At 60.5% G+C, this 26,286-nt stretch carries 22 protein-coding genes and 1 pseudogene; 6 read left to right on the top strand and 17 right to left on the bottom strand.

The annotated features are described in order from the left end of the window. Positions 1-20 precede the first annotated feature (20 nt). The 8 genes from ACA057_RS04750 to ACA057_RS04715 all read right to left on the bottom strand — a co-directional run bounded on the left by ACA057_RS04750 (position 21) and on the right by ACA057_RS04715 (position 8,367). Positions 21-2,450: a TonB-dependent siderophore receptor gene (locus ACA057_RS04750; protein ID WP_497346323.1), complete on the bottom strand. Its 2,430-nt coding sequence runs from the start codon at positions 2,448-2,450 to the stop codon at positions 21-23. Positions 2,451-2,667: 217 nt separating this feature from the next. Further along, on the bottom strand, positions 2,668-3,657 hold the full coding sequence (locus ACA057_RS04745; RefSeq protein ID WP_497346321.1) for a FecR family protein: 990 nt from the start codon (positions 3,655-3,657) through the stop codon (positions 2,668-2,670). After that, complete coding sequence (locus tag ACA057_RS04740) at positions 3,654-4,217, bottom strand: RNA polymerase sigma factor (RefSeq protein WP_497346319.1); 564 nt, start codon at positions 4,215-4,217, stop codon at positions 3,654-3,656. Before ACA057_RS04740 ends, ACA057_RS04745 begins: the two co-directional genes overlap by 4 nt. 4 nt (positions 4,218-4,221) lie before the next feature. Further along, positions 4,222-4,548: a DUF3325 domain-containing protein gene (locus ACA057_RS04735; RefSeq protein WP_497346317.1), complete on the bottom strand. Its 327-nt coding sequence runs from the start codon at positions 4,546-4,548 to the stop codon at positions 4,222-4,224. Then, a complete protein-coding gene (locus tag ACA057_RS04730; protein ID WP_497346315.1) occupies positions 4,549-6,129 on the bottom strand; it encodes a PepSY-associated TM helix domain-containing protein in 1,581 nt (526 codons plus the stop codon). Then, positions 6,126-6,431, bottom strand: coding sequence for a DUF3649 domain-containing protein (locus ACA057_RS04725; RefSeq protein ID WP_497346313.1), 306 nt, complete (start codon positions 6,429-6,431; stop codon positions 6,126-6,128). Before ACA057_RS04725 ends, ACA057_RS04730 begins: the two co-directional genes overlap by 4 nt. Positions 6,432-6,795: 364 nt before the next feature. Continuing rightward, a complete protein-coding gene (locus ACA057_RS04720; protein WP_059403312.1) occupies positions 6,796-7,206 on the bottom strand; it encodes an HPF/RaiA family ribosome-associated protein in 411 nt (136 codons plus the stop codon). A gap of 213 nt (positions 7,207-7,419) precedes the next feature. After that, a complete protein-coding gene (locus ACA057_RS04715; protein ID WP_054049783.1) occupies positions 7,420-8,367 on the bottom strand; it encodes a LysR substrate-binding domain-containing protein in 948 nt (315 codons plus the stop codon). A 136-nt stretch (positions 8,368-8,503) separates the two neighbouring features. On the opposite strand from ACA057_RS04715, the gene ACA057_RS04710 reads away from it, so the two are divergent. The 3 genes from ACA057_RS04710 (at position 8,504) to ACA057_RS04700 (ending at position 11,843) form a co-directional block, all read left to right on the top strand. Further along, positions 8,504-9,880 (top strand): L-serine ammonia-lyase, encoded by a 1,377-nt coding sequence (locus tag ACA057_RS04710; RefSeq protein WP_497346311.1) that lies wholly within the window; start codon positions 8,504-8,506, stop codon positions 9,878-9,880. 65 nt (positions 9,881-9,945) lie between these two features. Next, on the top strand, positions 9,946-11,247 hold the full coding sequence (locus ACA057_RS04705; protein ID WP_497346309.1) for a serine/threonine transporter: 1,302 nt from the start codon (positions 9,946-9,948) through the stop codon (positions 11,245-11,247). A gap of 278 nt (positions 11,248-11,525) precedes the next feature. Continuing rightward, a complete protein-coding gene (locus ACA057_RS04700) occupies positions 11,526-11,843 on the top strand; it encodes a DUF3509 domain-containing protein (protein ID WP_497346307.1) in 318 nt (105 codons plus the stop codon). Here ACA057_RS04700 and ACA057_RS04695 read toward each other — a convergent pair. Continuing rightward, complete coding sequence (locus ACA057_RS04695) at positions 11,840-12,340, bottom strand: phosphate-starvation-inducible protein PsiE (protein ID WP_497346305.1); 501 nt, start codon at positions 12,338-12,340, stop codon at positions 11,840-11,842. The two genes, ACA057_RS04700 and ACA057_RS04695, sit on opposite strands and share 4 nt — an antisense overlap. Before the next feature lie 358 nt (positions 12,341-12,698). On the opposite strand from ACA057_RS04695, the pseudogene ACA057_RS04690 reads away from it, so the two are divergent. Next, positions 12,699-12,953, top strand: a pseudogene (locus ACA057_RS04690) (YebG family protein); the annotation flags it as partial. Positions 12,954-13,169: 216 nt separating this feature from the next. Here ACA057_RS04690 and ACA057_RS04685 read toward each other — a convergent pair. Beyond that, complete coding sequence (locus ACA057_RS04685) at positions 13,170-14,189, bottom strand: Glu/Leu/Phe/Val dehydrogenase family protein (protein ID WP_497346303.1); 1,020 nt, start codon at positions 14,187-14,189, stop codon at positions 13,170-13,172. Between the two features lie 183 nt (positions 14,190-14,372). Between ACA057_RS04685 and ACA057_RS04680 the strand changes: the two genes are divergently transcribed. Then, positions 14,373-15,176: a SirB1 family protein gene (locus ACA057_RS04680; RefSeq protein ID WP_497346301.1), complete on the top strand. Its 804-nt coding sequence runs from the start codon at positions 14,373-14,375 to the stop codon at positions 15,174-15,176. Between the two features lie 255 nt (positions 15,177-15,431). Here the strand turns inward: ACA057_RS04680 and maiA are convergent, their stop codons facing one another. Genes maiA through hmgA form a run of 3 tightly spaced genes read right to left on the bottom strand, consistent with a single transcriptional unit; the run spans position 15,432 to position 18,692 of the window. Continuing rightward, positions 15,432-16,067 carry a maleylacetoacetate isomerase gene (maiA, locus tag ACA057_RS04675; RefSeq protein ID WP_497346299.1) on the bottom strand — a complete coding sequence of 212 codons (636 nt, stop codon included), beginning with the start codon at positions 16,065-16,067 and terminating at the stop codon, positions 15,432-15,434. Positions 16,068-16,079: 12 nt separating this feature from the next. Further along, positions 16,080-17,384, bottom strand: coding sequence for a fumarylacetoacetase (fahA, locus tag ACA057_RS04670; protein ID WP_497346297.1), 1,305 nt, complete (start codon positions 17,382-17,384; stop codon positions 16,080-16,082). 3 nt (positions 17,385-17,387) lie between these two features. After that, entirely contained in the window at positions 17,388-18,692 is a 1,305-nt protein-coding gene (gene hmgA / locus ACA057_RS04665) for a homogentisate 1,2-dioxygenase (RefSeq protein ID WP_497346295.1), read from the bottom strand. Between the two features lie 165 nt (positions 18,693-18,857). Between hmgA and ACA057_RS04660 the strand changes: the two genes are divergently transcribed. Continuing rightward, complete coding sequence (locus ACA057_RS04660; RefSeq protein WP_497346293.1) at positions 18,858-19,652, top strand: IclR family transcriptional regulator; 795 nt, start codon at positions 18,858-18,860, stop codon at positions 19,650-19,652. A gap of 26 nt (positions 19,653-19,678) precedes the next feature. Here ACA057_RS04660 and ACA057_RS04655 read toward each other — a convergent pair whose 3' ends face one another. The 4 genes from ACA057_RS04655 to ACA057_RS04640 form a co-directional block, all read right to left on the bottom strand. Further along, positions 19,679-20,005, bottom strand: a complete 327-nt coding sequence (locus ACA057_RS04655; protein WP_497346291.1) for a hypothetical protein — start codon at positions 20,003-20,005, stop codon at positions 19,679-19,681. A 152-nt stretch (positions 20,006-20,157) separates the two neighbouring features. Continuing rightward, a complete protein-coding gene (locus ACA057_RS04650) occupies positions 20,158-22,713 on the bottom strand; it encodes a LuxR C-terminal-related transcriptional regulator (protein ID WP_497346289.1) in 2,556 nt (851 codons plus the stop codon). 139 nt (positions 22,714-22,852) lie between these two features. Continuing rightward, on the bottom strand, positions 22,853-24,220 hold the full coding sequence (locus ACA057_RS04645; protein WP_497346287.1) for a DUF1329 domain-containing protein: 1,368 nt from the start codon (positions 24,218-24,220) through the stop codon (positions 22,853-22,855). 23 nt (positions 24,221-24,243) lie between these two features. Continuing rightward, a complete protein-coding gene (locus ACA057_RS04640) occupies positions 24,244-26,037 on the bottom strand; it encodes a DUF1302 domain-containing protein (RefSeq protein WP_497346285.1) in 1,794 nt (597 codons plus the stop codon). Positions 26,038-26,286: the final 249 nt, after the last annotated feature.

The raw sequence follows: 26,286 nt of genomic DNA, 5'->3' as shown, positions 1-26,286 counted from the left end.
AACGATGACGCAGTCTGCCCTTAGAATTCCAAGGTGCTGGACAACATCACCTGTCGCGAATCCCCCATCGACACAAAGAACCGGCTCGCCGCCGAGGTGTAGTAGGTGCGGTCGAACAGGTTCTTCACGTTGAGCTGAAACTTGACCTTCTGCCCTTCGACCTTGGTGTCATACGTCGCGAACGCATCAGCCACGGTATAGCTCGGCAGATCGAAATCGTTCACGGCATTACCCGCCCGCTCGCCGACATAACGCGCGCCCGCGCCAACCCGCAACTGGTCGCCGCCAACGACAGTGCCGAAGTCATACACCGCCGACAGCGAGCCGCTGTTCTTCGCCACGTTTTGCAGTTTTTTACCTTTGTAGACCGGGTCTTCGGTGACTTCGGCATCGGTGTAGGCATAGCTGCCGATCATGCTCCAGCGATCGCTGAGTTGGCCGCTCAGGTCCACTTCCAGGCCACGGGAACGCACTTCACCGGCGGCGCTGTAGATCGTCGTCGGGCCTTCAGAGTTGGCGATCAGCACGTTACGTTTCTTGATATCGAACAGCGCGACATTACCGGTGATGCGCCCCGGCATGTCGAGCTTGGCGCCGACCTCCCAGGACTTGGCTTCCTCCGGCGCAACGCTGCCGTCGAGCACGACGCTGCTGCCGCTCAATGGCGCGATGGTCGAGTTGGGTTTGAACGATTCGGTGTAGCTGCCATAGAACGACAATGCGTCGGTGTAGCGGTACACCAGGCCGGCGCGCGGTACCCATTTCTGGCCATTGCTATCGGTGTTGGCATGGAACGGTACGCCTTTACCGGCGTACTGGTCGTACGCCTGGTACCGTGCGCCGCCGACCAGAATCCATTGCTCGGTGAGGTGGATCGAATCCTGCAAAAACACCGAATCGCTGCGCAGTAAATCAGTCTGCGCGCTGTCCGCCGGGCTGACCGTGGTGCCGGCGACTTCGCGGCCGTAGACCGGGCTGACGTAGCTGAAGTTGCTCAGGCTTTTCTGGCGGATCAGGTCTTCGCGGTAGATCTTGCGGTACTCGTCATCGATGCCGAATACCAGGTCATGTTGCAGGCCCAGCACATTGACGTTGCCTTCGAGGCTGGCGGTGGTGAAACGGTCGGTGCTGATTGCGTTTTGCGTGCCGTCCATGCTCCGCGTCAGCGTGCCTTTGGCGGTGTCGATGGCGGTCACGCGGACCTGGCTGGCGTCGTAGGTTTCGCGATTCCAGCTGTAGCCGAAGTGGGCGTTCCAGTTGTCGTTGAGTTCGTGGTCAGCCTCGAAGTGGTAAAGGTCCGAGCGACCTTCCATGTTGTTGAACGGCTCGTCGAGGCGACGATCACGGGAGATGTCCAGCGGGTGGTTATCACGCGGGTCAATCACCGTGCCGCGGTCGAACGGGGTCAGAAACTCGCGGTGTTCATAGGCGAACAACAGCTTGGTGCTTTCGCCAAACCAGGCCAGCGATGGCGCCACCAGGGTTTCGCGATGGGTGCCGAAGTTGCGCCAGTAATCTTCGTCTTCGTGGTCCAGCACCATGCGGTAAGCGAGGCCGGAAGTGCCGAGTGCGCCGGTGCTGTCGAGGCCGCCGCCGCTGCCGTTTTTGCCGTCGCCGTAAGTCGAGCCGCGCACGGTCAAGGCGTTGTACTGCTCAAGCTCGGGCTTTTTGCTGACCATGTTGACCACGCCGCCCGGGTCCTGGATGCCGTAGAGTAACGAAGCCGGGCCCTTGAGCACCTCGACCCGGTCGACACTGGCGTTGAGGCCACGGCCCTGCACGATGGGCATGCCGTCGCGCATGATCGAGCCGTTGCGGTTGTCGCCGAAGCCGCGAGTCATCACCGAATCCTGGGTGCTCGCCAGCGTATTGCCCTGGGTGATGCCGCTGACGTTGGCCAGTGCGTCATCGAGGTTACGCGGCGCCTGATCGCGAATGACTTGGGCGGAGACGACGTTAACGGTTTGCGGGATTTCCTGGAGCAAGGCTGAAGAGCGCATCACCGAACTGGTGGGCGGCGGCTGATAGCTCATGGATTGATCCATCACCGAGGTGATGGTGGTCGCGCCCAGGTTCAGCGCGCCTTCGGTCGGCAACGGCTCCAGGACCAACGTGTGGCCATCGGTACGACGGAAGGTGAAGCCCGAACCGCCGAGCAAACGTTGCATCGCCTGCTCGGCGCTCATCTGTCCGCTGACGGCCGGCGCATTGAGGCCGTAAGGCGCTTCATCGGTGTAGACCACGCTGATGCCGGTGATCCGGCTGAAATCGCTCAAGGCCTGGGGCAGCGGTTTGGCGGCCAACGCGAAGCTGAACTGCGTGCGCGGCTGTGCAGTGCCGGCCTCAGCCGCCAGTGCCACGCTCAGCGGCAGCAAGGCCAGCGCCGAAAAGCTCAATGCAGAAACACCCAACCATTGTTTGACCGAACCCGATTTTGCCCTGGACTTCATTGCTCATGACCTGTGTAGAACCGCTACGGAATGCGAATGACTCGCAGTTTCAGTCACTACACGGATGGGGTCGGGGTTTACCTCATCAAAAATCTGAAAATATTTTTATTCGGGTTCGGTGTGGTTTGATCGGACGCCTTCGCGGGCAAGCCTCGCTCCTACAGTGGATTGCGTGATCCTGTAGGAGCGAGGCTTGCCCGCGAAGAGGCCGGTGGCCTCAACGCAAAATAATCAAATGCCCCAAAACGCTGTGCTGCTCAAACCCCAGCACGCCTTGCAGCGAACTCAACACCGCCTGCGGATCCTTGCTCGGAAAACTGCCACTGACCCGCCGCGCCGCCAATTCATCGTTGAGCAGCACAATCCGCCCAGGGTAATAACGCCCAAGATCCTGCACCACCTCGGCGAGTGTCGCCTTGTAGTAATTGAGCCAACCCTGACGCCACGCCAACTGCGCTTCGCTGTCGACTGCATGGAGCTTTTCTGCCGAGCCATCGCCATACGCCACTTGCTGGCCAGCCGTGAGGATTTGCTGCTCAGCGTTTTTGCTCGCCGTCACGCCCACCCGCCCGGACAACACCGTGACCTGCGCGCCGTGAGGTTGCAGGCGCACTTCAAACTGCGTGCCCAGCACCCGCGCCTGACCCTGTTCAGCGTCGACCACAAACGGCTCGCCAGTGTGGGTCACGCTGAAAAATCCGGCACCCCGACGCACCTGGACATGCCGCTCGCCACCGCTGAAATCCACCGCAATCGCACTGTCGGCATCCAGGGTCACTTGCGACTGATCGGCCAACGTGACGGTACGAATTTCCCCCGGCGCCGACACATAATCCGCACCCAGGTCATCGATCCAGCGCGTCGGCTGCCAGCCCGCACCGAGGCTGACCATCAACAGCAGACACGCAGCCATCGCCAGCGCGCCGGACCATCGCCGCACGCTGCTGCGGCGCGAACGATTCATCGCATTCAGATAACCCTGCAAGGCCAACGCCTCTTCATCGGCGAGGGTCCGTGCCGGCCCTTCGCTCAATTCCCACACCACTTGCGCCTGGGCGTAAGCCTCGGCGTGGGCCGGATCGGCCTGCAGCCATTGGCTGAACGTGGATTGATCGCCGCTGCTGGGCTGGTCATGCAACAGACTCAGCCAGGCAAAAGCCGCCTGTTCCTGAGCCGGCGTCGGTGTGACGCGTTCGATGGTGTTCACGGTGCTTTCCCTGGCGTGCGCGGTTCGGGTTCTCGAAGGCTGGCCTTGCAGGCTTCGAGGGCGCGCATCATATGTTTTTCGACGGCGCTTTGGGACAGGCCCATGGCCTTGGCGATTTCGGCGTACTTGCGACCATGGATGCGGTTGAGCAAAAAAATCTGCCGCGTGCGCTCAGGCAACGCGCGCAACGCCGCTTCGACATGCCGCAAATCGTTGCCCGCCTCCAGCGCCGCTTGCGGTTCACTGCCCTGGCTGTCCGGCGCCTCCGGCATCCAGCCTTCATTGACCCGCACCCGCGTGCCTTCACTGCGCAAGTGATCGATGGCGATATTGCCGGCACAGCGCAACAGGTAGGTGCTGAGTTCCTCGACCTGCACCAGCGGCCGACGCCAGAAACGCAGGAACAAGTCCTGCACCAGGTCCGCCGCCGTCGCCCGGCAACCGACACGACGGTTCACCAGCGCTTCCATCTGCGAACGCTGGGACAGGAACACCTGCAGGAAATGCGCACGCGCACCGCGGTGTTCATCGTCATGGGATTCCGGGGGGCTGGCGATCATCCGGTCAGCCCTGCACTAACAGGGCAACCGGGCTGGCGAGCAGGCTCACACCGGCCAACCCCAACGCCAGACGCGGGCGATACGGCATCAACAGCACCAGCAACAAAGCACTGAGCATCAACACCGCGAACCATTCCACCAGTCCCAATCCCCAACCGGTCGCCGACACCGCCGCCCACAGCGACAGGCTCAGCAACAGCCAGCCACCGAGTTTCATCGATTGCCGGCGCCGGGCCGACGGCTTGCGGCCCAGCAGGTCGCTGTGATGCCGATCCATCGATAAACACAACGCGGTGAAACCGCCATAGCAGAGCATCAGTGCCAGCAACATTCAGTTGATTCCTCGCTCAAGCGTGATCGGTTGAGCACGCTTGCGAACAACGGTATCGGCCTTCGCCGAGCGCTGCATTTTCCACGCAGCCCAGGCGAGAAACAGCCCACTGCCCAGACACGCCAGATCAAAACCGGCCAAGGCGTAATCGCCCTGCGTCAACGTAACGCCCAAGTGATACGGCGTGGTCAGGGCATTCAACAACGGCACCGCGCAAAACAACAGTGCCGCCAGCGCCAACTGCTCGACCCACGCCGTGCGGCCACGGCGGATCAGGGCATGCAACACGCTCAAGCCCCAGACCATGAAGAAGCTGTTTACCTCCCACTCCGCCCGCCCGGCCATCTCGACCGGCAGCAAGCGATTGGCCCAGAAGAACGCCGCTACCGCGATCACCAGCCCGGACATGCTGGCGATGTTCAGCACTTCCACCAGGCGCAACTCGAACGGCATCACAGCGCTTTTTGCATGTTTGAGCTGACGCTTGCCGAGCCAGATCACCAACCCGGTGCCAATCATCACCGTGCTCGCCAGACCGCAAATAAAGTACAACCAGCGCAACACCGGCCCGGCGAAATGGCCCATGTGCAAACCGTAGAAACTCCCGGCAATCGCCACTGGCAGTGCTTGCTTCGGGGTGGTGCCGAGCAGTTGGCCGGTCACGCCGTTGAACGTCACCGCGCTGCCAAAGTCGTGGACCACCCGGTCGCTGCCGTCACGTGCAAGCACGACGGAGGCATTCGCGTCGCCCGGATTGTTCACCGTCAGCCGCCCTACTCGCCCGCCCGCCCACTGTTCGCGCGCTTTTTCCAGCAGCGGTGCCAATGGCGCCAACTGCGCGGGTTGGCCAGCGGCTTGCGGTGTATTGGAAGCCGGAAACACCTCAGCGTAAAACTGGCTGGCATCACCCTTGTACGAAGCCAGAATGCTCGCCGGCATGACCATCGCCATAAAAATCACCAGGCTGCTGTAGGTGATCATCAGGTGAAACGGCAACACCAGAACACCCACCGCATTGTGCCCATCCAGCCACGAACGCTGGCCCTTGCGCGGGCGGAAGGTGAAGAAGTCCTTGAAGATTTTCTTGTGCGTGATGATCCCGGTGATCAGGCCGATGAACATCACCATCGCGGCGATCGTCGACAACCAGCGGCCCCACGGATAGGGCATCTGCAGCTGGAAATGGAAGCGATAAAAGAAGTCGCCGCCCATCGTGTCGCGGCCCTGCAGTTCAGCGCCGGTTTGCGGGTCGAGCAGTTTTTCAGTGAAGCGGCCGCGTTCACCGCGCTTGGCTGGCGACTGTTGCCAGCGCACTGACAGGCCAGGTTGCCGAGCGCTCGGCAACTCGATGAGCCAACGCGAAGCACCGGTGGCATGCTGCTGAAGATAGCCCTGTGCCAGAATCAGACTGGCTTCGGAGGACACCGACCGGGCGGGAATTTCCGGCTGCATCCAATGGCTGATCTCGTCCTTGAAGTAGGCCAGTGTGCCGGTCAGGAAAATCGCAAACAGCAGCCAGCCGAAGATCAAACCGGCCCAGGTGTGCAGCCAGGCCATGGCCTGACGAAAGCCCTCTTTCATGCGTGGCCCACCCAGTACGCCAGCCCCGACGCGACCGCCAGCACCAGGCTCGGCACCATCAAACCGATCCAGGCCTGCCACGCCGTGCGGCAGGCAAAGCACCAGAGCACCGCGACCAGATAGACCAGAAACGAGCTCATCATCCCGGTCACGACGGCTTCGGCGCGGGCCATGGGCAACCACATTGTCAGGCTGACGCTGGCCAGCGCCGAAACGAGATAACCGCCCAGCACGGCGGCGAGCACCCGCGCGGTGACCGCCAGTCGGTGGGAAACGGGGAGCGTGGTGGATTTGCCTTTCATGTTTCGACCTTGAAACCGGGTGAGGCCACGCGAAAGTCACGGGGCCAACAAGGCCGCAATATTAATGATAAATATTCTCATACGCAAAAGACTCCGACGATATCGCCACTCAGGCAGCCGTAACGCCCCTTTGTAGCAGCTGCCGAAGGCTGCATTCGGCTACGAAGCAGCCGCAAAACCTGGGTGCACGATTTCCCTGAATCACCGCGGCGTCTGACTTAACGACCGCTTCGCAGCCGAACGCAGCCTTCGGCACCTGCTACAGAGAGGTGCGTTTGGGCGGAGATGACTGAACGCGCAAACAAAAACGGGCCTGCATAAGCAGACCCGTTTGTCGGTGGAAAGGTAAAAATTAAATCAGGCTTCAGCCGTTTTGCGCAGCCTGTTCGTTCTCGAGAAATTCTTCTTCCAGCAGCACATCTGCGTGTGCCCCCCTCTCGAATGGCACTACCGCGGCACGTGGTTTGCCCCGCAGTTTGCCGAACAGGTGATCCAGAGCATGTTCAAGTTTGGTGGCCGCCCCGTCGATCGCCAGTTCCAGGGAGTCAGCTTTATGGGTGACAGAAATCGGTTGGTGGCCTTTTGGCCGTGCTTCCAGCTGGCAGCGCATGTCGTGCGGTCCGGGCTTGTCGCCGTTTTCGTCCCGCAGATGGACCTCGACGCGGGTCAGGTCCTCTTCGTATCGTTCGAGCGTGCTCTCAATGGTAGTACGTACCCACTCCTCCAGTCGGATGCTGCTTTGAATATGGTTATCACTGTTGACTTGGATTTGCATAGTTCATCCCTTATTTCAGCTAGCTCGCTAGAGGCCCTTCGGCTAGCCCTTGGGCGTCATCACCGTGACCTCTTACTTACACAATCGGTCTGTGCGCCGAACAATTCAACCCCTAAAAAAAGATAAATATGGATTCGCAAAAAAAGCCGGACAACCGGTAAAAGCGCTGTTAAGGTCGGGAGTTGGGTCGCATCGGTTCTTTGTCACAAATACTCACATCTGCTGCTCCGCCAGCGGGTGCAAACTGCGAAAAATCCCCGCCTCCTCTACCAGCCAATCATGCACCGCGCGCACGCCCGGATGGCTCAGCGCACCTGGGGCATACAGCAATACGTAGCGCTTGTGATTGGGCACCGCCAGGCCAAACGGCACGATCAACGTCCCTCGCTCCAGCTCATCGTTGAGCAACGTCCGCCGCGCAATCGCCACGCCCATCCCGGCAATCGCCGCTTCAATGGTCAGGTGGTTGCGGTTGAAGGTGTGCCCGCGCCGCACGTCCGCGCCTTCGAAGCCGATGGCATTCAGGTAAAACTCCCATTCCGCATACTCATAACTGCCGCGCCAGGCGGTGATGTCGTGCAGTAACGGAAAATGCACCAGGTCCGCCGGGCCGTGCAGCGGTGGCCGCCCGCGCAACAGGCTCGGGGCACACACCGGAAAGATCTGCTCATCGAGCAAGGCTGTGGATAACAAACCGGGATAACTGCCGTCGTTCAGGTCGATGGCCAGGTCGAAGTCGCCCTCATGCAACGGCACGCTGCTGTCCTCGGCCACCAGGCGCAACTGAATGTCCGGAAAACGCTGCTGCAAGCGCGGCAGGCGCGGGGTCAGCCACTTGCTCAGGAACGAAGGAATCGAGCGCAGCCGCAAAATCCCGCTGATCATTCCCGCGTCCAGTCGTCGCAATTCTGCGTCGATGCTGCCGTAAGCCTCGTTGACGGTGATGGCCAGTCGCTGGCCCTCGGCGCTCAATTCCACGCCGCGAGCACGACGATGGAACAGGCGAAAACCCAAGCGTTCTTCCAGCTGGCGGATTTGCTGACTGACCGCGCCCGGCGTGATGTGCAGCTCTTCGGCACATCGGGTGAACGACAAGTGCCGCGCGGCGCAGGAAAACACGTGCAGCCAGACATAGGTCTGGGCGTGCAATTGACGACTCATCGTTTAGTCCTGCTAAAGGCTTTCTTAGGAAGTTTCGTTGGTCACGTAGGACCTAGGTGGGCAGTATCGCCCACATTGCGCTTGTCCTACAAAACATGGCAGCGATTCCTCTTCCATTGCTTGTATAGGCTTTAGCATGGCTATCAGTGTTTTCGATCTCTTCAAAGTCGGCATCGGTCCGTCCAGTTCCCACACCGTCGGCCCAATGCGCGCCGCCGCGACATTCGCCCAGGCGCTCATCGATCAAGGTTTACTGGATGACGTACGGCGGGTAGAAATCCGCCTCTACGGCTCCCTTTCCGCCACCGGCGTCGGCCACGCCACCGACCGCGCCTGCGTCATGGGCCTGATGGGCGAATGGCCGGACAGCATTGATCCGACCTGTATCGAAAGCCGAATTCAAACCCTGCGCGAAACCGGCCAACTGAACCTGGCCGGTAAAGCGACCATTGCCTTCAACTGGCAACGCGATCTCCTGCTGCTCGACGAGAGTTTGCCCTACCACCCCAACGCCATGTCCCTGACAGCCTTTGGCGAAACCGGTGAACTGTCGGAGCAAACGTACTACTCGATCGGTGGCGGATTCATCATCGAAGCAGCGGAAGCCGAGTCCGGCATTGCGCCTTCCAGCGACGTGGTGCTGCCGTACGATTTCTCTAGCGCCGCCGAATTGCTCAAGCTCTGCAACCAACACGGTCTGCGGGTTTCCGAGTTGATGATGGCGAATGAACTGGCCTGGCGCAGCGAAGCCGATATCCGTCAGGGCTTGCTGCACATCTGGTCGGTGATGCGCGAGTGCGTCGAGCAAGGCTTGCGTCACGAAGGCATCCTGCCCGGCGGTCTGAATGTTCCGCGCCGCGCCGCGAAATTGCACCGCAGCCTGTTGGAAATCGGCAAGCCGAATGTCATCACCTCCACGCTGTCGGCCATGGAATGGGTGAACCTGTTCGCCCTCGCCGTGAACGAAGAAAACGCAGCGGGCGGACGCATGGTTACCGCGCCCACCAACGGCGCGGCCGGGATCATTCCAGCGGTGCTGCACTACTACATGAAATTCAATCCCGATGCGTCGGACGATGACGTGGTGAATTTCTTTCTGGGCGCTGCGGCCGTCGGCATTCTCTGCAAGAAAAACGCCTCGATCTCCGGCGCCGAAGTCGGCTGCCAGGGCGAAGTCGGGTCAGCCTGCGCGATGGCCGCCGCCGGTCTGGCGGACATACTCGGCGCCACCCCGGAGCAACTGGAAAACGCCGCCGAAATCGGCCTGGAACACAACCTCGGCCTGACCTGCGATCCGGTCGGCGGCCTGGTGCAAGTGCCGTGCATCGAACGCAACGCGATTGCCGCCGTGAAGGCAATCAACGCCACGCAAATGGCCCTGCGTGGCGATGGCAAACACTTCATTTCCCTGGACCGGGTGATCCGCACCATGCGCGATACCGGCGCCGACATGCACGACAAATACAAAGAGACTTCACGGGGCGGCCTGGCGGTGAGCTGGGTGGAGTGCTGAGGCGCATTCCCTGACCGTCCGCAACACGTGAGCCCGAGCAAGAACAATAACGAGGCCAAAAAACGATGACCGATGTACGCACACCTGCTGCCGATAATCCTGCTGTAGAACTCAAACGCGATGCCGCGACAGTCACCCAGGGCTGGAGCAAACACGACACCACCTGGATGCTCGGGCTCTACGGCACGGCGATTGGCGCCGGCACGCTGTTCCTGCCGATCAACGCCGGGGTCGGTGGTTTCTGGCCACTGTTGATTCTGGCGGTGCTGGCGTTCCCGATGACCTTTTTCGCCCACCGCGGCCTGACCCGCTTCGTGCTGTCCGGCCGTTCCGGGGACATCACCGAAGTGGTGGAAGAACACTTCGGCGTCGGCGCCGGCAAGCTGATCACGCTGCTGTATTTTTTCGCGATCTTCCCGATTCTGCTGGTGTACAGCGTGGCGCTGACCAACACCCTGAGCAGCCTCATGGAACACCAACTGCACATGACGCCGCCACCGCGAGCCATCCTGTCGCTGGGCTTGATTCTCGGCCTGATGGCGATCGTGCGTTGCGGCCAGGACGTCATCGTCAAATGCATGAGCGTGCTGGTTTACCCGTTCGTCGCTGCGTTACTGCTGCTGGGCGTCAGCCTGGTGCCGAACTGGAACGGCGCTTTCTTCGCCACTGCCAGTGAAGGCATGCCGCTGCCGCTGTTCTTCAAGACCTTGTGGCTGGCAATCCCGGTGATGGTGTTCTCGTTCAACCATTCGCCGATCATCTCCGCCTTCGCCGTCGATCAGAAACAACGCTACGGCGAGCAAGCCGAGCGCAAGAGCGGCGGCATCCTCGCCATCGCTCACGCCATGATGGTGGTGACGGTGATGTTCTTCTGCTTCAGCTGCGTGCTGGCGCTGTCTCCGGCGGATTTGGCCGCGGCGAAGGCGCAGAACATCTCGATCCTGTCGTACCTGGCCAACCACTTCCAGACGCCAGTGATTGCGTACGCCGCGCCGTTGATTGCGCTGGTGGCGATCACCAAATCCTTCCTCGGCCATTACATCGGCGCCAGCGAAGGTTTCCAGGGCCTGATCGTGAAAAGCCTGCGCGGCCGTGGCCGGGTGATGTCGGCAAGCTGGCTGAACCGTGTGACCGCGTTGTTCATGATCCTCAGTTGCTGGGCCGTGGCGACCTTCAACCCGAGCATTCTGGGCATGATCGAAACCCTTGGCGGGCCGATCATTGCGTGCCTGTTGTTCCTGATGCCGATGTACGCCATCCGCCGCGTGCCGGCCTTGCGCCAGTACTCCGGGCAGGCCTCGAACGTGTTCGTGGTGTTGATCGGTTTGATTGCACTGTCTGCGATCATCTATTCATTCATGCCCTGAAACGGGCAAGAAACCTGTAGGAGCGAGCTGGCTCGCGATGAACCTGAGGGCGACGCGTTTATCCAGTGAACACGGGTTATCGTTGACGTCCATCGCGAGCGAGCTCGCTCCTACAGGGTTAGCGTTTATTCCGGCATGCCCCTTGCTACATCCCCTGTGTACAAAAACCAAAGCGATGATGGCGATATGGCTACGGAATGGCCGATGGTCTGGTGTTGCGAACTAATCCCGATCATGGCCAGTCAATTACTGCACGTTCAATCAGGCGGTGACGCATCATGGACAACCCCTTTCAGCTCATTACCGATGCCTTTGCACCGGATTACCAGATCAACCTGAGCATTCAGGGCCTGGATGGCAGCATCATGCTGACCTTGTCCAACAGCGGCCATGTGGTCGCCAAACGGATGATCAGCGCCGAACAACGCAATGATCCCCAGCGCCTCAAACGCCTGGTGCAAAGCATTCAATTCGGCATTGCGATCGAACAGGGCCATAGCGCCGTGGCCATTCTCGAAGCCATGACCGATGGTGACAATCGCAACCTGCCGCCACCACCGGCCAAACGCCACAGCCGTCCGGCGATGCGGTTTTAAATCTCGCCCTTCTCTACTTCGGGATGTTCACCGGAACCCGCACCGATCTTGCGTTGCGGGTGTTCGATCTTCACCGAAGGGAATTGCGACGAGGCGTAACGCACCACCAGAATTGCAAACGCCAGCAGCAAAATCCCGCCGCACAAGTAGATGATTCCCAGATCTGGCGGGTTGTGGTGCGAGACGTTGGAGATCAGCAGCCGCGTCAGTGCGGTGATCGCCACGTAGATCAGGAAACGCACCGGCATGTGATTGGTCTTGAAATAAATCCCGACCATCGCCCCCAGTTCCAGGTAGATGAACAGCAGCAAGATGTCATCGATCTTGATGTGCCCTTCCTCGATCATCCCCAGAAATTCCATCACCGCCGCCCACGCGGTCACCGCGCCGATGGCGAACAGCGCCAGGTAGTGGAAGGTCTCGACGAACAGGTTGCCCAGGGACTCGGCCAGTTGGTGCACGTTCTGCCGCAGTTTCTCGGCCCAATTGATTTTCACGATGATTCTTCCTTAGGTCGGTTCGACCGGATGATGCGGGTTGGACGTGACGGTTGTTCTGCATGCAGAAAAAAGGCCAGAGGCTGTTGGGTGAGATGTTGGTTGGGTGAAAGGAGGCACGTCGGCGGTGTTTGGGCCGACGCCTTCGCGGGCAAGCCCGCTCCCACAGGATTAACGCTGTTCCCTGTGGGAGCGGGCTTGCCCGCGATTGGAGCGACACGGTTTGCATGACAAACCCTGAATTCGGTCTACATTGAAAAGCCACTACCCAAACCGAAGGGATTCGCTTATCCTTTTCGCTGTATATAAATACAGTAGTCGAACAGACAACTTAATGTGAAGGCATGTGAGGTGGTGAATGGCCGTCGAAGTGGTATACCGCAGCAGCCGAGATCTGGAGCGCTTGTTCATGGATAAAGCCGAAGCTGACCGTCATGACAAAATGCTCGAACTGGCCGAATTGCTGGCTGAAGTGTTGCAAAAAGCCGTTCCGTCCCTGACCGAGCAGCAAGTGGAAGAAGCCGGGATCTACATGGCGAAGAATCGCGATGTGTTCGCCAAGGCGTTCAAGAGCCAGCCGGACGCCCTGTCCGAACTGCTCAATGCGCCGGCTGAAGTCGTTGAGAAAGCGGCCCCCGTAGAAGTGGCGGCACCTGTTGAAGAAGAGACGAGCGCTGCGCCGACAAAGCCAGCCAAGGCTGCCAAAACAGCAAAGTAAGCAACGCCCGAATTGAATAGGCCCTGAGTCGAATGGCTCAGGGCCTTTTTCATGCCCGCAAGAAACCAGGCGTCGGGTTGCTCCTGCGCCTCGACCAGTGCCCCCACTCCTTCATCGGTACAGCACTTTCTCCGCCAACTCATCCGCCACCCGCGCCGGCGAACGTTTTTCCGCTTGGGCATGAGCGAAGACTTCGGTCAGCCGTGAGCTGATTTTCGACAGGTGCGCGGTGATGGTCGTCAGCGCTTCGCCACGGTGTTTGAGCGAGACGTAGATCAGTCCGCCCGCGTTGATCACGTAATCCGGTGCATACAGGATGCCCCGACGTTCCAGTTGATCGGCGACTTCCAGATGGGTCAGTTGGTTGTTTGCCGAGCCGGCCACCGCCGCGCAGCGCAGTTGCGTCACGCTGTGGCTGTTGAGTACGCCGCCCAGACCGCAGGGCGCGAGGATGTCGCAAGGTGTGCTGAGCAGCGCATCGTTGGCGATCGGATGCGCGCCGAGTTGCTCCATCGCCAGTTGCACTTTGCCGTGGTCGATGTCACTGACCAGCAGCTCGGCACCGGCGGCGTGCAGTTGTTCTGCGAGGGCAAAACCGACGTTGCCCAACCCTTGAATGGCCACGCGCAAGCCTTCGAGGTTGTCGCTGCCCAGACGCGCCATGGCGGTGGCACGAATGCCGGTGAACACGCCCATCGCCGCGTGGGGCGCCGGGTCGCCAGCGGACGTGGTGCTGGTGACGTGTTGAGTCTGCTGGGCGATGCAATCCATGTCGGCCACGGAAGTGCCGCTGTCGATGGCGGTGATGTAGCGCCCGTCGAGCTGATTGATACAGCGCCCGAAAGCTTCGAACAGCGCCGCTCGGTTTTCCACATGGACGGGACGCACAATCACGGCCACGCCGCCACCCTGGGCCAACCCGGCCAGCGCTGCCTTGTAACTCATGCCTTGGGCAAGGCGCACAGCGTCCTCGACGGCGGATTCGTCGCTGGGGTAGGCCAGGTAACGACAACCGCCCAGGGCAGGCCCCAGGCGGCTGTTATGGATGGCAATGACCGCCTTCAACCCGGTGACCGGATCGACGCTCAGATGCAGCGATTCAAGGCGAGTGCTTTGCATGAGAGCGAACATCGTGGGGCTCCCGAATCACTTCTTGTAGTCGCCAGTATAGGCTTGCGCCCAAAATTTGCTGAAGCGCACCGGAATAAGCGACGCCGCCATGCAGGCTTTCGGAAATAACCCGCGCGGGCCAGTGTGCGGCACTGGACGAATTTCGGAGACGGGGCTAAAACGAGGCATTGCCCGGAGATTTTGATGACCCCCCGTCAGCGTTTTTTCGACTGTCTGCAACGTACACCGCCCGCGCTGTTCGAAGCCGCGCTGTGGATGGCTGCCGAACACGACAAAGAGGTGAATCCCGAGGCGGTGCTCAACGACTTCAAGGACCTGCAACTGCGGGTCAGCTATGGCTTGCCGATGTTGCCGGTGAGCGAATTGGCCCAGCCGCTGTTACGGCGCATGAATGACCTGGGGTTCGCCCAGGACGACTTCACGCCGTTGCGCCCGCAGGCGGCGTTGGTCAACAAAGTGCTGGAACGCCGGCGTGGCCAACCGCTGGCTCTGGGGCTGATTGCGCTGGAGCTGGCCAAAGGTCTGGAGATCCCCCTGGTCGGGGTCAATTTCCCGGGGCATTTCCTGCTGCGGGTTCCGGGCGCCGATCACTTGCTTGACCCTTGCGGCGGCCGTCGCCTGTACCCCAACGATTGCCGGGAATTGCTGCAACGCCAATACGGCCCGAACATGAAGCTCAGCGCCGAACACTTGCTCACCGCCGAACCGGTGCAGATGCTGCAACGGCTGTCGCGTAACCTGCGGCAGTTGCACCTGTCCCACGACGATTACATCGGCGCCTTGATCGACGCCGAACGCGTGCTGGAACTGGGCAACGCCAGTGCGGCCGACTACCTGGCCCGGGCCAGTCTGTATCAACGGCTGGACTGCCCGAACGCCGAGCGCTTCGACCTGGAGCATGCCCTGCTGCTCAGCGACGACCCGATCCAGCGGATTCGCCTGACTGAACGGCTGGGGCACCTGCCGCCCAACTCAATCGTCCATTGATCGCAGGTCCAATGTGGGAGCGGGCTTGCCCGCGATGGCGGCGTGTCAGCTAAATGAATATCGACTGATACCCCCTCTTCGCGGGCAAGCCCGCTCCTACAGGGATTATGTGTTGACTGTGAATCTTGTGTAGGGCATCGGCCAAATGTGGGAGCGGGCTTGCTCGCGAAAGCGGTGTGTCAGTCAGCAGTGATGTTGACTGGCAGATTGCATTCGCGAGCAAGCCCGCTCCCACAGTTCGTTCGGTGTGAGGCTTTATGGGGTGTCTGGCTGGTTGGCCGGGTGGGCTTTGATGAAGGCAGGATGTGTTGCTGCCAGTGCCGCTACCCTGCGAATTCGTGGGTACGCGTCAAGGGAAATGTTGAATCGCTCTGCCGCGTACAGCTGCGGGATCAGGTACAGGTCCGCGAGACCAGGCTGCGGACCGAAGCAGTAACCCTCATCGCCAATCAACCGTTCCACCGCCGCCAACCCTTGGCTGATCCAGTGGTCGATCCACTCCACCACCTGCGGCTCATCGTGGCCCAACTGGCGCAGTTTGTTCAGCACGCTGACGTTGTGCAGCGGGTGCACATCGCAGCCGATCAGCGCCGCGACGCCGCGCTCGCGCGCGCGCGCAACGAGGTCCCTGGACAGCAGCGGCACCTGTGGATAACGCTCCTCCAGGTACTCGATGATGGCTGGCGACTGGATCAGCAGGTCGCCTTCGTCGGTGCGTAACGCCGGCACCCGACCTTGCGGATTGATGCCCAGATACGCCGGCTGCCGGTGCTGGCCACCGGGCGGCGCGATCAGGTTGACCGGCAGTGCCTGGTAATCCAGGCCCTTGAGCGCCAGCGCGATGCGCACCCGATAGGACGATGTCGAACGGTAGTAGGTATAGAGTTCCATGACCCGATCTCCTTAGCGTGCCGGCAGTACTTTGCCGCGGCATTCACCGAAACCGATAGAGGCAAATCCCTCGCGGCTGCAACGGGCACGCAGGATGATTTCGTCGCCGTCTTCGAGGAACTTGCGCACTTCACCCGACGCCAGTTCGATCGGCTTTTTGCCGCCCTCGGTGATTTCCAGCAGGCTGCCGAACTGACCGTTTTCCGGTCCCGACAACGTACCCGAACCGAACAGGTCGCCGGCCTGCAACTGGCAGCCGTTGACACTGTGGTGCGCGACCATTTGCGCCACGGTCCAGTACATGTGTTTTGTATTGCTGAGGGTCAGGCGATGAGCCGGCAGTTTTTGCTCGCGCAGGCCTTCGGTCAGCAGCAGCACTTCCAGTTCGATGTCGAAGGCACCCGCGGCCTGATCGCGCTTGTCGAACAGGTACGGTAGCGGCTGCGGATCGCCTTCCGGGCGCGCAGGCTGGGCACGACGGAATGGCTCCAGTGCCTCGGCGGTCACGACCCACGGCGAGATGCTGGTGATGAAACTCTTGGACAGGAACGGGCCCAGTGGCTGGTATTCCCAGGCCTGGATATCCCGCGCAGACCAGTCGTTGAGCAGGCAGAAACCGGCAATGTGATCGGCGGCATCGCCAATGGCGATCGAGTCGCCCATGTCGTTGCCCTGGCCGATCCAGATGCCCAGTTCCAGCTCATAGTCCAGACGTGCGCACGGACCAAACGTCGGCTCGGTCTGACCGGCAGGCAAGGTCTGGCCTTTCGGGCGGCGCACGTCGGTGCCGGACGGGCGAATGGTCGAGGCACGACCGTGATAACCGATCGGCACGTACTTGTAGTTCGGCAGCAGCGGGTTGTCCGGGCGGAACAGTTTGCCAACGTTTTGCGCGTGCTCGATGCCGACGTAGAAGTCGGTGTAATCGTTGATTTTCGCCGGCAGGTGCATCTCGCAGTTTGCCGCCAGTGGCAGCAACTTCGAACCTTGTGCTTCGATCTTGCCGTGCAGGGTGCTGCCTTCTTTCAGCAGCTCCAGCAGACGTTCGCGCAACGCCACTCGTGCTTCGCGACCGAGTTCAAAGAATGCGTTCAACTGCCCGCCACGGGTCGCTTCGACGGCCGTTTTCGCAAGGCCGTCGAACAGGCCCGCCTCCAGTGCCGCTTCCAGATCAAAGATGTGTTCGCCGATGGCCACGCCGCTACGAGGCGCGGAACCCTTCACACTGAACACGCCCAAAGGCAGGTTTTGCAGCGGGAAATCAGCGTGGCCGTTGGCGGAGGCAACCCAGCTACGAGTGATGGTTGTCTGAGTCATGGGTTATCTCCGGGTCGGGTCGAAAGTGGCGGGCAGCGTGGCCCAGCAGGCATCGTAGCGGGTTTGCAATTGCGGGCACTCGAGGGCGAATTGGCTCGGGCGCAGCACCTGGCTGGTCTCGAACATGAAGGCCATGGTGTTGTCGATTTTCGCCGGCGCCAGTTCGGCGTTGATCGCCTTGGTGCAGGTCTCGCCGTCCGGGCCATGGGCGCTCATGCAGCTGTGCAGGGACGCACCGCCGGGCACAAAACCTTCGGCCTTGGCGTCGTACTCGCCCTTGATCAGGCCCATGAACTCGTTCATCAGGTTGCGGTGGAACCACGGTGGACGGAAGGTGTTCTCGGCGACCATCCAGCGTGGCGGGAAGATCACGAAGTCGAGATTGGCCAGGCCGTGGACGCTGGTCGGCGACGTCAGGACGGTGAAAATCGACGGATCCGGGTGATCAAAACTCACCGTGCCAATGGTGTTGAAACGCCGCAGGTCATATTTGTACGGCACGTTATTGCCGTGCCAGGCGACCACGTTCAACGGCGAATGATCAAGCTCACAGCCCCACAACTGGCCGAGGAATTTCTGCACCAGCGTGGTCGGTTGCTTGAGGTGTTCGTAATGGGCGACCGGGGTCAGGAAGTCCCGCGCATTAGCCAGGCCGTTGCTGCCGATTGGCCCGAGATCCGGCAGACGCAGCGGCGCGCCATGGTTCTCGGCAAGGTAGCCGCGCGCTTGCGGGTCAAGCAGTTCAACGCGGAACTTCAGACCGCGCGGCAGCACGGCGATTTCCAGCGGTTCCAGTTCCAGCACACCCAATTCGGTGACGATGCGCAGACGCCCCAGTTGCGGCACCACCAGCCATTCACCGTCGGCATTGAAAAACACGCGCTCCATGGAGCGGTTGGCGCGGTAGCTGTAGATGCTGATCCCGGCCGGTTTTTCCGCACCCGAGTTGGCGGCCATGCTCACCAGGCCATCGATGAAATCGGTCGGCTCGCTCGGGATGTCCAACGGGTTCCAGCGCAGTCGATTGGGGGTGACTTCACCCAACGGGCCGCCGGCCAGTTGCCGCTCCAGTTTGACGAACGCCGGGTGATTGGCCGATGGCTGAATGCGGTACATCCAGGTGCGTCGCGCTTCACTGCGAGCCATGGTGAACGCGGTGCCGGAGAACAATTCGGTGTAGAGGCCGTACGGGGCTTTTTGCGGGGAGTTCTGGCCGACTGGCAGTGCGCCGGGCAACGCTTCACTGCTGAATTCATTGCCGAAGCCGGACTGATAAGCCAGCGCGGGCGCCGTTGAATCGAGGTTCATGGAGCCTCCTGAACAGGGAGTAGGCAATGGCCTGTCACTCCGTCGAAGAGCTCTCGGCACGCCCGGGTTATTTTTATCGTAATTCGATTACGCATAACGTAATTTGATTGGTATTGACCGTCAAGCTATAAAGACGCCCATTCGTCCCGGGATCACACCGCCTCCATGGAAAAGCCGCTCAGCAACGGTAAACAGAAAGTCCGCTCGGCCGAGGTCGGCACCGACATCCTCAAGGCATTAGCCGAGTTGTCGCCCTCGACGTCGCTGTCGCGCCTGGCCGAACACGTGCAAATGCCGGCGAGCAAGGTTCACCGCTATTTGCAGGCGTTGATCGCCAGCGGTTTTGCCGAGCAGAACACCGCCACCAACCATTACGGTCTGGGCCGCGAAGCCTTGCGCGTCGGTCTCGCCGCGCTCAACAGTATGGACGTGCTGAAAGTCGCCGCCCTGCCCTTGGCCGAGTTGCGCGATGACTTGAACGAGACCTGCTTTTTGGCGGTATGGGGCAATCAAGGCGCGACCGTGGTGCATATCGAACCGGCCGTGCGTGCGGTGACGGTAGTGACGCAATTGGGCTCGGTGTTGCCGTTGCTCAGTTCGTCCACGGGACTGGTGTTCGGCGCGTACCTGCCCAAGCGCGAAACCATCGACTTGCGCGAGCAGGAACTGCAAGCCGCGAGCGCCCATGCCCTGGTGGACGACGAAACTTATGCGGCATTGTGCGAACAGATCCGCGAGCGCGGTCTGCATCATGTGCATGGTTTGTTGATGCCAGGCGTGGATGCCTTGTCGGCACCGGTCTTCAACGCGGTCGGACATGTTGTGGCGGTCCTGACCATCGTCGGTCCGGCGTCGCTGTTCCATGCCGACGAAAACGGCCCGGCGGCGCACCGATTATTGGCAGCGACCCGGGCCGTAAGTTGGCGGATGGGGTATGAACCACCCACGCCAACTCGTTAAAATAGTTGAGCACCTACCAAAAACAATTATTTGTTTCGGTAGGACTCGACCACGATACTGCCGGCATTATTAATATCAATCATATCCAATTCGGCAATTCGATAAACCGGATCAAAAGTCCAACGCTCAGAAAAGACACCTACAAAATCATCGTAAAACTTCGGCAGTTCATCCGCCTGCACTTTCTCCATGATTGCCCAACTCAAACTTTCGGAGTAATCGACCACTTGCTCGCCCTTATCATTGATCACGATCGATGTCAGATACGTTTCATCAACGTTAATCGTATACCCCATATTCTTGAAAACCAAACCCAACCTTTCACTAACTTCTTCCAGCAAATAATTCTTCATCAATAGAATCCTTTCTATAAACAGGGATCAGCCAAAATACGTTCAACACGTTAAATACCTATTGAAGGGCCGACGCCTACTTTATAAAACACTCAACTACCTAAGTACACCCCGAAACATGTATGCATTCGTAAACGAGCAATCATTAAACTTCAAATCACTATCCCCAACACTTTAGCCTTGGCCACAGCCTGGGTTCGACGCTCCACCCCCAACTTCCCGTTGATCCGCCGCGCATGGGTCTTTACTGTATGTAACGATATGAATAAAAGATCAGCGATTTGTTGATTGGAGTTACCTTGAGCCACCAACTTGAGCACTTCTATTTCACGCTGACTTAACCGATTCTGAGCAAACACCATCTCCTGCGGATCGCCAGACGATTCGACATGCCCGAGGGCGTGCAGCAATCGTGGCTGGCGCAACTGCAATTCGCGCAAGGCCTGCTGCAAGTTGCAACGGTTCACCAATTCCAGGCCTGCCTCCAGTGCCGATCGGGCCAGCGCGGGTTCGCCGGTGAAGTCGGCCACTTCGCTGATCGCCAGGTGCAACTCGGTTTCCAGCGCCAGCAGGGCATGGCGTTGCGCTTGATCGAGCAAGGCTTTGAGCTGATCCAACGGGTTTTTCGCCAGTTGCAGATAGGTCTCTGCCAACACCAACAGGTATTCGATACGCCCGATCAGCTCCAACGTGGCCGGTGGTGCCTGGCGTGCGTCAGGTCCGCGGTAGTGGCGCAGCACACGACTCAGCGCCTCGCGTGCCAATTCCGGGCGCCCTTGCTGCAACCAGAACTGACTGCTGACCTGCAGCAACACCCCGCGATAGACCGTGTCGGGAATCTGCCGCTGTTGCATCAGCCGTTCGGCATCGCGCAAGCGGACAAACGCGTGGGCGTAATCACCTTGATTGGCGGCCATTTGCGCTTGCCCGAGAAAACCATACAACGCGCGCTTGTCCTGACTGAGCAGGCAGTCCTCGAGGCCGGACTCGAAGAACCCGCTGGCCTCCTCGTCTTGTCCCTGACACAGCGCCAAGCGCCCGCGTCGCAGGGCAATTCGTCCCAGCAGCGGCACAGGACGATTGGCTTGTCGGCTCAGTAACTCATGAATATTGGCGAGCAAACTCTCCGCGCTTCGCGGCGCGCCGCGTTGTTCCAGCAACTGGGCGTGATCGAGTTCCAGCAACCCTTCGTACAGCAGCGAGCCTTGCGCCCGCGCCAGGCACAGCGCCTCACGATTGAGCGCCTGGGCGGCGTCGAGGTCAGCGCTGAGCAGGGCTTGCTGGGTCAGCCCGGACAGGCACAGCAGTCGCGCCGGCCAGGCGTCGGTGCCGAGCTCGCTCAGCGCATCGATAAAGTGCGCGCGGGCCGATGCCATGCGTCCCTGTAAATGCAGGAGCCAGCCTTGCAGCGCTTGCCAGCGTGCCAACAATTGCCGCTGCAATGTCGCCGTCGGTTGCGGCGCGAACCGCACCAGTTGTTCGATGCACACCGCGGCCTGATCGAAGCGTCCGGCGAACAGCAGCGTAGCGCTGATCAACCCCACCAGTTGCGGCGAGCCGAGGGTCAATTCTTCACCTTGGCGCTCGTGCAGGCTCAGCAGCAAGGTTACGTTCTGGCCCATGAACAAATGTTCGAAGCTGAAGTGCTGCAACAGACTGACCGCCACCTCGAACTCTTCGGCCAACAGCGCCTGTTCGAACGCCGCCTGCCAATCTTCCTCGGCGGCAAACCATTGGCAGGCGCGTCGATGCCAGGAACGGCCCGCCGAGCGTTGTTCGTCACGCATCGCCTGCGCCAGTGGCACGAAGACCCGCAACCAATTGGCAGCGTCGTCCCAGGGCTCGATGAAACACCCCATCTCCTGCAACGCGTGCAAACCCTTTGCGCCCTCTCCGGCGCCGAACAGATGTTCGCACAGGCTGGCGTTGAATCGCGGCAAATGGGCCAGCACTTGCCAGGCTTCCGCCAGCTCCGGTGGCAGGCCGTTGAACAGTTCATGCTGCAAATAGTTGAGCAAGGTCGCCGAGCGCGCCTGTTTGTCCTGTTCGCCCGCCCACTGACAGCCCTCGAGTAACGCAATCCGCACACCCGCGCACCAGCCACCACTGCGCTGGACAACCTTTCTGGCAGTCTTCGTCGCCACCGGTTGGGCGACATGGCGGAGCACCTGCTCGATCTCGTCCTCGGTGAACGCCAGCGTTCGCCCCTCGCATTCGTACAACTCATCATCGAGCAGCAAACGAGGCCAATTGCAGTGCGGACGTCGGCGGGCACTCAGCCACCAACTGAGTGCCGGGCTGCTGACCGCCAACAGCCGGTCGAGCAAGGTGTCGAGTTCAGGGTTCGGGACCCGGCAGTAATCATCGAGAAACAGCCAGGTCGGCACCTGCACACGGGCCAGGTGCCTGAGCAGCGCCGCTTCATCTTTCGACGGCAGCCCTAACGCCTCCGCCAAGCGACCACACAACTCGGCGCAATTAAATGTCGCACCGGCCAATGGCAACCAGTGGACAACGCACTGCGGCGGTGCCTGTAAAAGGCATTCGGCGAGCAATGCACTTTTGCCGCTGCCGGCCGGCGCACAGAGCAGTTTCACCCGGGCGGTCGAGGCGAGCAGCGGTTCGCTCAATCGCAGCCGCGACAGGTGATGGGACGACAAGCGAGGTAAAAAACCAGGGCGGTCCAGACACAGACTCATGGCGGTCATCGGGTGTGCCTTTTTATAGTTGTGAGGCCACCCTAGCCCTCTCCGGATCGCTTGTTGAGAAGTATTCAGCACGCTGATTGGCACCCATAAAAAAGGCGACCCGAAGGTCGCCTCGCGCATCATCAATGTATCAAAACCCTTACCGGACGCCCTCGGCACGCAAGGCCGATGGTGTGTAGTCGGCAGCCTTGGCTTCGAAGCCGAATTCGAAACTGTGCTTCTCTTCGTTCTTCATTCCCAGGGCAATGTATCGGCCAGCGATGATGTCGTAGAGCGCTTCGAGGGTGTAGGCCGGGGTCTGGTGATCGTAGTAGTACTGAGCGTGACCTTCGGCCACGCGCCACAGCTGACCGCGACCGTCGTAGTGGTCTGCCAGCGCCACTTGCCAACTGTCTTCGTCGATGTACATGTGGCGTTTGGCGTAGATGTGCCGCTCGCTTGGCTTGACCGTACCAATCACTTCCCAGACCCGATGCAACTCATAGCGCGTCAGGTCCTGGTTGATGTGCCCGGCTTTTACAATGTCGTCGTACTTGAGGCTCGGCGAGTCGAGCTTGTAGCTGTTGTAGGGGATGTACATTTCCTTCTTGCCGATCAACTTCCAGTCATAGCGATCCGGTGCGCCGGAAAACATGTCGAAGTTGTCGGAAGTGCGCAGGCCGTCGGCGGCAGTACCTGGCCCGTCGTAGGCCACTTGCGGTGCACGACGAACGCGACGCTGGCCGGCGTTATAGATCCACGCCAGACGTGGCTCTTTCACTTGATCGAGGGTTTCGTGCACCAGCAGCACGTTGCCCGCCAGACGCGCCGGAGCGGTCACTGATTGCTTGAAGAAGGTCAGGACGTTGGCGGCTTTTTCCGGGTCCAGGTCCTTCATCAGTTGCGGTACGGCGATCTCTTCTTCGAAGCGGATCGGCGTGTAGCTGCCGTTAGTCTGTGGCGTCACCTGAGTGATGATGCGGCGCAGGTTGCCGCCGTGATAACGGGTGATGTGGTTCCACAACACCTCCACGCCAGTCTTCGGAATCGGGAACGCGTAGTAACGGTTGCCGGTGAAATTGGCCAGGCCGTTACCGTCATTGATGCTGTTCACGTTCAGCGCGCTGCGCTTGGCCGACTCGTAGATTTCCGGCGGCACGGCCACGGTGCGGTGAGTCGGGTAGACCGGAATCTTGTAGGTTTCCGGGTAGCGCTTGAACATCGCCACCTGGCCTTCCGAGAGCTTGTCCTTGTACTTGTCGACGGTCGCCGCGGTGATGGTGAACAGCGGTTTTTCACTGGCGAACGGGTCAGCCAGGAAGCCTTTGCTGTCCACCGCGCCGGCGTTTTTCGGGATGCCGCCGGTCCAGGCCGGGATGGAACCGTCGGCGTTACCGGCCTTCTCGGCGCCCAGTGGCGTGAGGCTGGTGCCGAGTTTGTTGGCTTCTTCCGGCGACACCGCCGCCATCACGTTGGCCGCCAGCAGGCTCAAGGCCAGGGCGCCGCATTGCAGAATCATCTTGCGCATTAAAATCATCCTTCTCAGCCAGATCAGAAGTTCACGCCGAAGCTCAGCGCCAGGAAGTCGCGGTCTTCCAGGACGTTGTAGTCACCCCCGAAAAAGTCGGTGTAACTGAGGCTCGCGGTATAGGTGTTGCGGTAGTCGGCATCGACGCCGACGCTGACCGCCTTGGCGCCTTCGTTGAACAGCCCGTTGGGGCCATAGCCGGCGACGTCATGGGACCAAGACAGGTTGGGTTTGAGGTTGACCCCGCCGATCACGTTGGCGTAATCGAGGATGGCCCGGGCGCGATAACCCCAGGACGTCGAGGTGACGAAACCGTCGGTATCGCCACCAAAACCGTATTGGCCATAGACCGAGTCGCGGCCGTAACGCAGTTTGGTCCGGGACTCCAACCCACCGACGCGCACCACCGCGGCTTCACCCACCAACGTCAGCCGTTGGGCGCCGAGCACCTGATCGAAGAAGTGGGTCAGGGTGCTCTGGACTTGCGTCACTTCCTTGCGACGATAGCCTTTGTTGTCGGCGCCTGGCGTGGTGGCAATGGGCGATGCCGCGCCGCCGGCGATCGGGTTGAGCAAGGCCAGGGTCAGGTCGTTGGTGTTGACCTGCACGGGAGCGTTGGGGCGATAGCTGATCTCACCGGTCCACGCGGTGCCCGTGGGCAAAGTGGTGGAGAAGCTCGCGCCGTAGAGACGAATGTCTTCCGGGTAATCGAGGTAATACTGGCCGCGACCGAGCATCACACTTTGGGCGAGGCCCGATCCGCTGCCCGGTGCAAGACGGTTGGCGGTGGTGACAATGCCCGGAATGCTCGCCAGCGTACTCAGGCCGGCGGTGACGGTGCCGACCGTTGGGGTACGGCTGTGGTAATTCATGAAGTACAGGCCGTACTCGGTGTCGTCGCCGAGCCAGCGCAACGCGGTCCCCCATTGCCCGGAATCCCGGGCATCGCGGTCACCGCCACGCGGAACGATCACGCCTTCCTGACTGACTTCGAAGCCTTGGCCAAACGCCGCAGCGATCGGTTGCAACGGTGCGATCGCCGGGCTGGCAACCGTGTAATTCTTGTTGCAGCCGTCCGCCGCCACGTCGACGCCGAAGAACGTGCCGCAGTTGTCGAGAACGGTCTGGTCCCACTCCAGTTGATAGAAACCTTCCACCGAGAGTTGGTCGGTGAGGCCCTGGGAGGCGAACAGCATGTTCACCGGAATCAGGCCTTCCTTGATCTCGGCGCCGGGACGACGGAACGCGGAAACGTCGATCGGGTTGATGCTGTTGATCGAGTTGCCGATGAACGTACTTTCACCCCAGCTGACCACTTGCTTGCCCGCACGCACGGTGCCCGGCAGATCGGCGATGGAGTAGTTGTGATAGACGAAGGCATCGAGGAGTTGCGCGCCGGAGGACTTGGCGCCTTCCTTGCGGCCGTTGTCACTGATCTGCTTGAACTCGCGATCCTCGTCCTTGAGTTCGAAGTCATACCAGTACTTGCCACGGACGAACACACCGGTGTCGCCGTACTTCAGTTCAAGGTCGTGGATACCCTTGAAGATCTTCGAGAAGGTTTCACCTTTCTTGAAGTTCAGACGACCATCGTCACCGGTCGAAGACTGGCCGGTCCCGCCATTGACGGTGCCCACCAGGGATTTGTCGGCATCACGCATGCCCCAGCTCGCGCCGACCGACAGCGAGGAATCGAACTGCCCCTCGATTTCCCCGATGTTGAATGAAACAGCCTGCGCCTGGGCACAGCAACCCAAGGCCACCGCAGCGGCCAGCGCCTGCGGCTTGAAGATGGCGCGCATTGTTGTTTTTGTCATGCGTCTTCCCCGGTGAGTGACAGAAGGCCACACCCTACTGCCGCACGCCGAGAGCGATAAGCGCACCAAGGAGGTATTCGTGGTGTACCTCTAAAGGATGACTGCCCGCATGGGGCGGCGTTTTGCGCGAGGTATGGACGGGCTGGATGGAGGGTTATCAGTCTGACGCATCGGGCGCTGTGAACACGCACCTGCCGCGTCCGTCGAGGACGGGACTGTTACCCAGACTGCAACAGTGCATGTCTGGAA

Source organism: Pseudomonas sp. LBUM1661, assembly GCF_059695925.1.
Note: the sequence above shows the minus strand (reverse complement) of the source record. Positions and strands in the feature narration are given on the sequence as shown.

Bases quoted from the DNA above. Each gene is read 5' to 3' on its own strand.
- ACA057_RS04750 (WP_497346323.1), bottom strand. From the start codon at position 2,450: ATGAAGTCCAGGGCAAAATCGGGTTCGGTCAAACAATGGTTGGGTGTT.
- ACA057_RS04640 (WP_497346285.1), bottom strand. From the start codon at position 26,037: ATGACAAAAACAACAATGCGCGCCATCTTCAAGCCGCAGGCGCTGGCC.
- ACA057_RS04730 (WP_497346315.1), bottom strand. From the start codon at position 6,129: ATGAAAGAGGGCTTTCGTCAGGCCATGGCCTGGCTGCACACCTGGGCC.
- ACA057_RS04735 (WP_497346317.1), bottom strand. From the start codon at position 4,548: ATGTTGCTGGCACTGATGCTCTGCTATGGCGGTTTCACCGCGTTGTGT.
- ACA057_RS04645 (WP_497346287.1), bottom strand. From the start codon at position 24,220: ATGCGCAAGATGATTCTGCAATGCGGCGCCCTGGCCTTGAGCCTGCTG.
- fahA (WP_497346297.1), bottom strand. From the start codon at position 17,384: ATGACTCAGACAACCATCACTCGTAGCTGGGTTGCCTCCGCCAACGGC.
- ACA057_RS04725 (WP_497346313.1), bottom strand. From the start codon at position 6,431: ATGAAAGGCAAATCCACCACGCTCCCCGTTTCCCACCGACTGGCGGTC.
- ACA057_RS04655 (WP_497346291.1), bottom strand. From the start codon at position 20,005: ATGAAGAATTATTTGCTGGAAGAAGTTAGTGAAAGGTTGGGTTTGGTT.
- ACA057_RS04720 (WP_059403312.1), bottom strand. From the start codon at position 7,206: ATGCAAATCCAAGTCAACAGTGATAACCATATTCAAAGCAGCATCCGA.
- ACA057_RS04650 (WP_497346289.1), bottom strand. From the start codon at position 22,713: ATGACCGCCATGAGTCTGTGTCTGGACCGCCCTGGTTTTTTACCTCGC.
- ACA057_RS04700 (WP_497346307.1), top strand. From the start codon at position 11,526: ATGGACAACCCCTTTCAGCTCATTACCGATGCCTTTGCACCGGATTAC.
- ACA057_RS04710 (WP_497346311.1), top strand. From the start codon at position 8,504: ATGGCTATCAGTGTTTTCGATCTCTTCAAAGTCGGCATCGGTCCGTCC.
- maiA (WP_497346299.1), bottom strand. From the start codon at position 16,067: ATGGAACTCTATACCTACTACCGTTCGACATCGTCCTATCGGGTGCGC.
- ACA057_RS04685 (WP_497346303.1), bottom strand. From the start codon at position 14,189: ATGTTCGCTCTCATGCAAAGCACTCGCCTTGAATCGCTGCATCTGAGC.
- hmgA (WP_497346295.1), bottom strand. From the start codon at position 18,692: ATGAACCTCGATTCAACGGCGCCCGCGCTGGCTTATCAGTCCGGCTTC.
- ACA057_RS04680 (WP_497346301.1), top strand. From the start codon at position 14,373: ATGACCCCCCGTCAGCGTTTTTTCGACTGTCTGCAACGTACACCGCCC.
- ACA057_RS04740 (WP_497346319.1), bottom strand. From the start codon at position 4,217: ATGATCGCCAGCCCCCCGGAATCCCATGACGATGAACACCGCGGTGCG.
- ACA057_RS04660 (WP_497346293.1), top strand. From the start codon at position 18,858: ATGGAAAAGCCGCTCAGCAACGGTAAACAGAAAGTCCGCTCGGCCGAG.
- ACA057_RS04715 (WP_054049783.1), bottom strand. From the start codon at position 8,367: ATGAGTCGTCAATTGCACGCCCAGACCTATGTCTGGCTGCACGTGTTT.
- ACA057_RS04705 (WP_497346309.1), top strand. From the start codon at position 9,946: ATGACCGATGTACGCACACCTGCTGCCGATAATCCTGCTGTAGAACTC.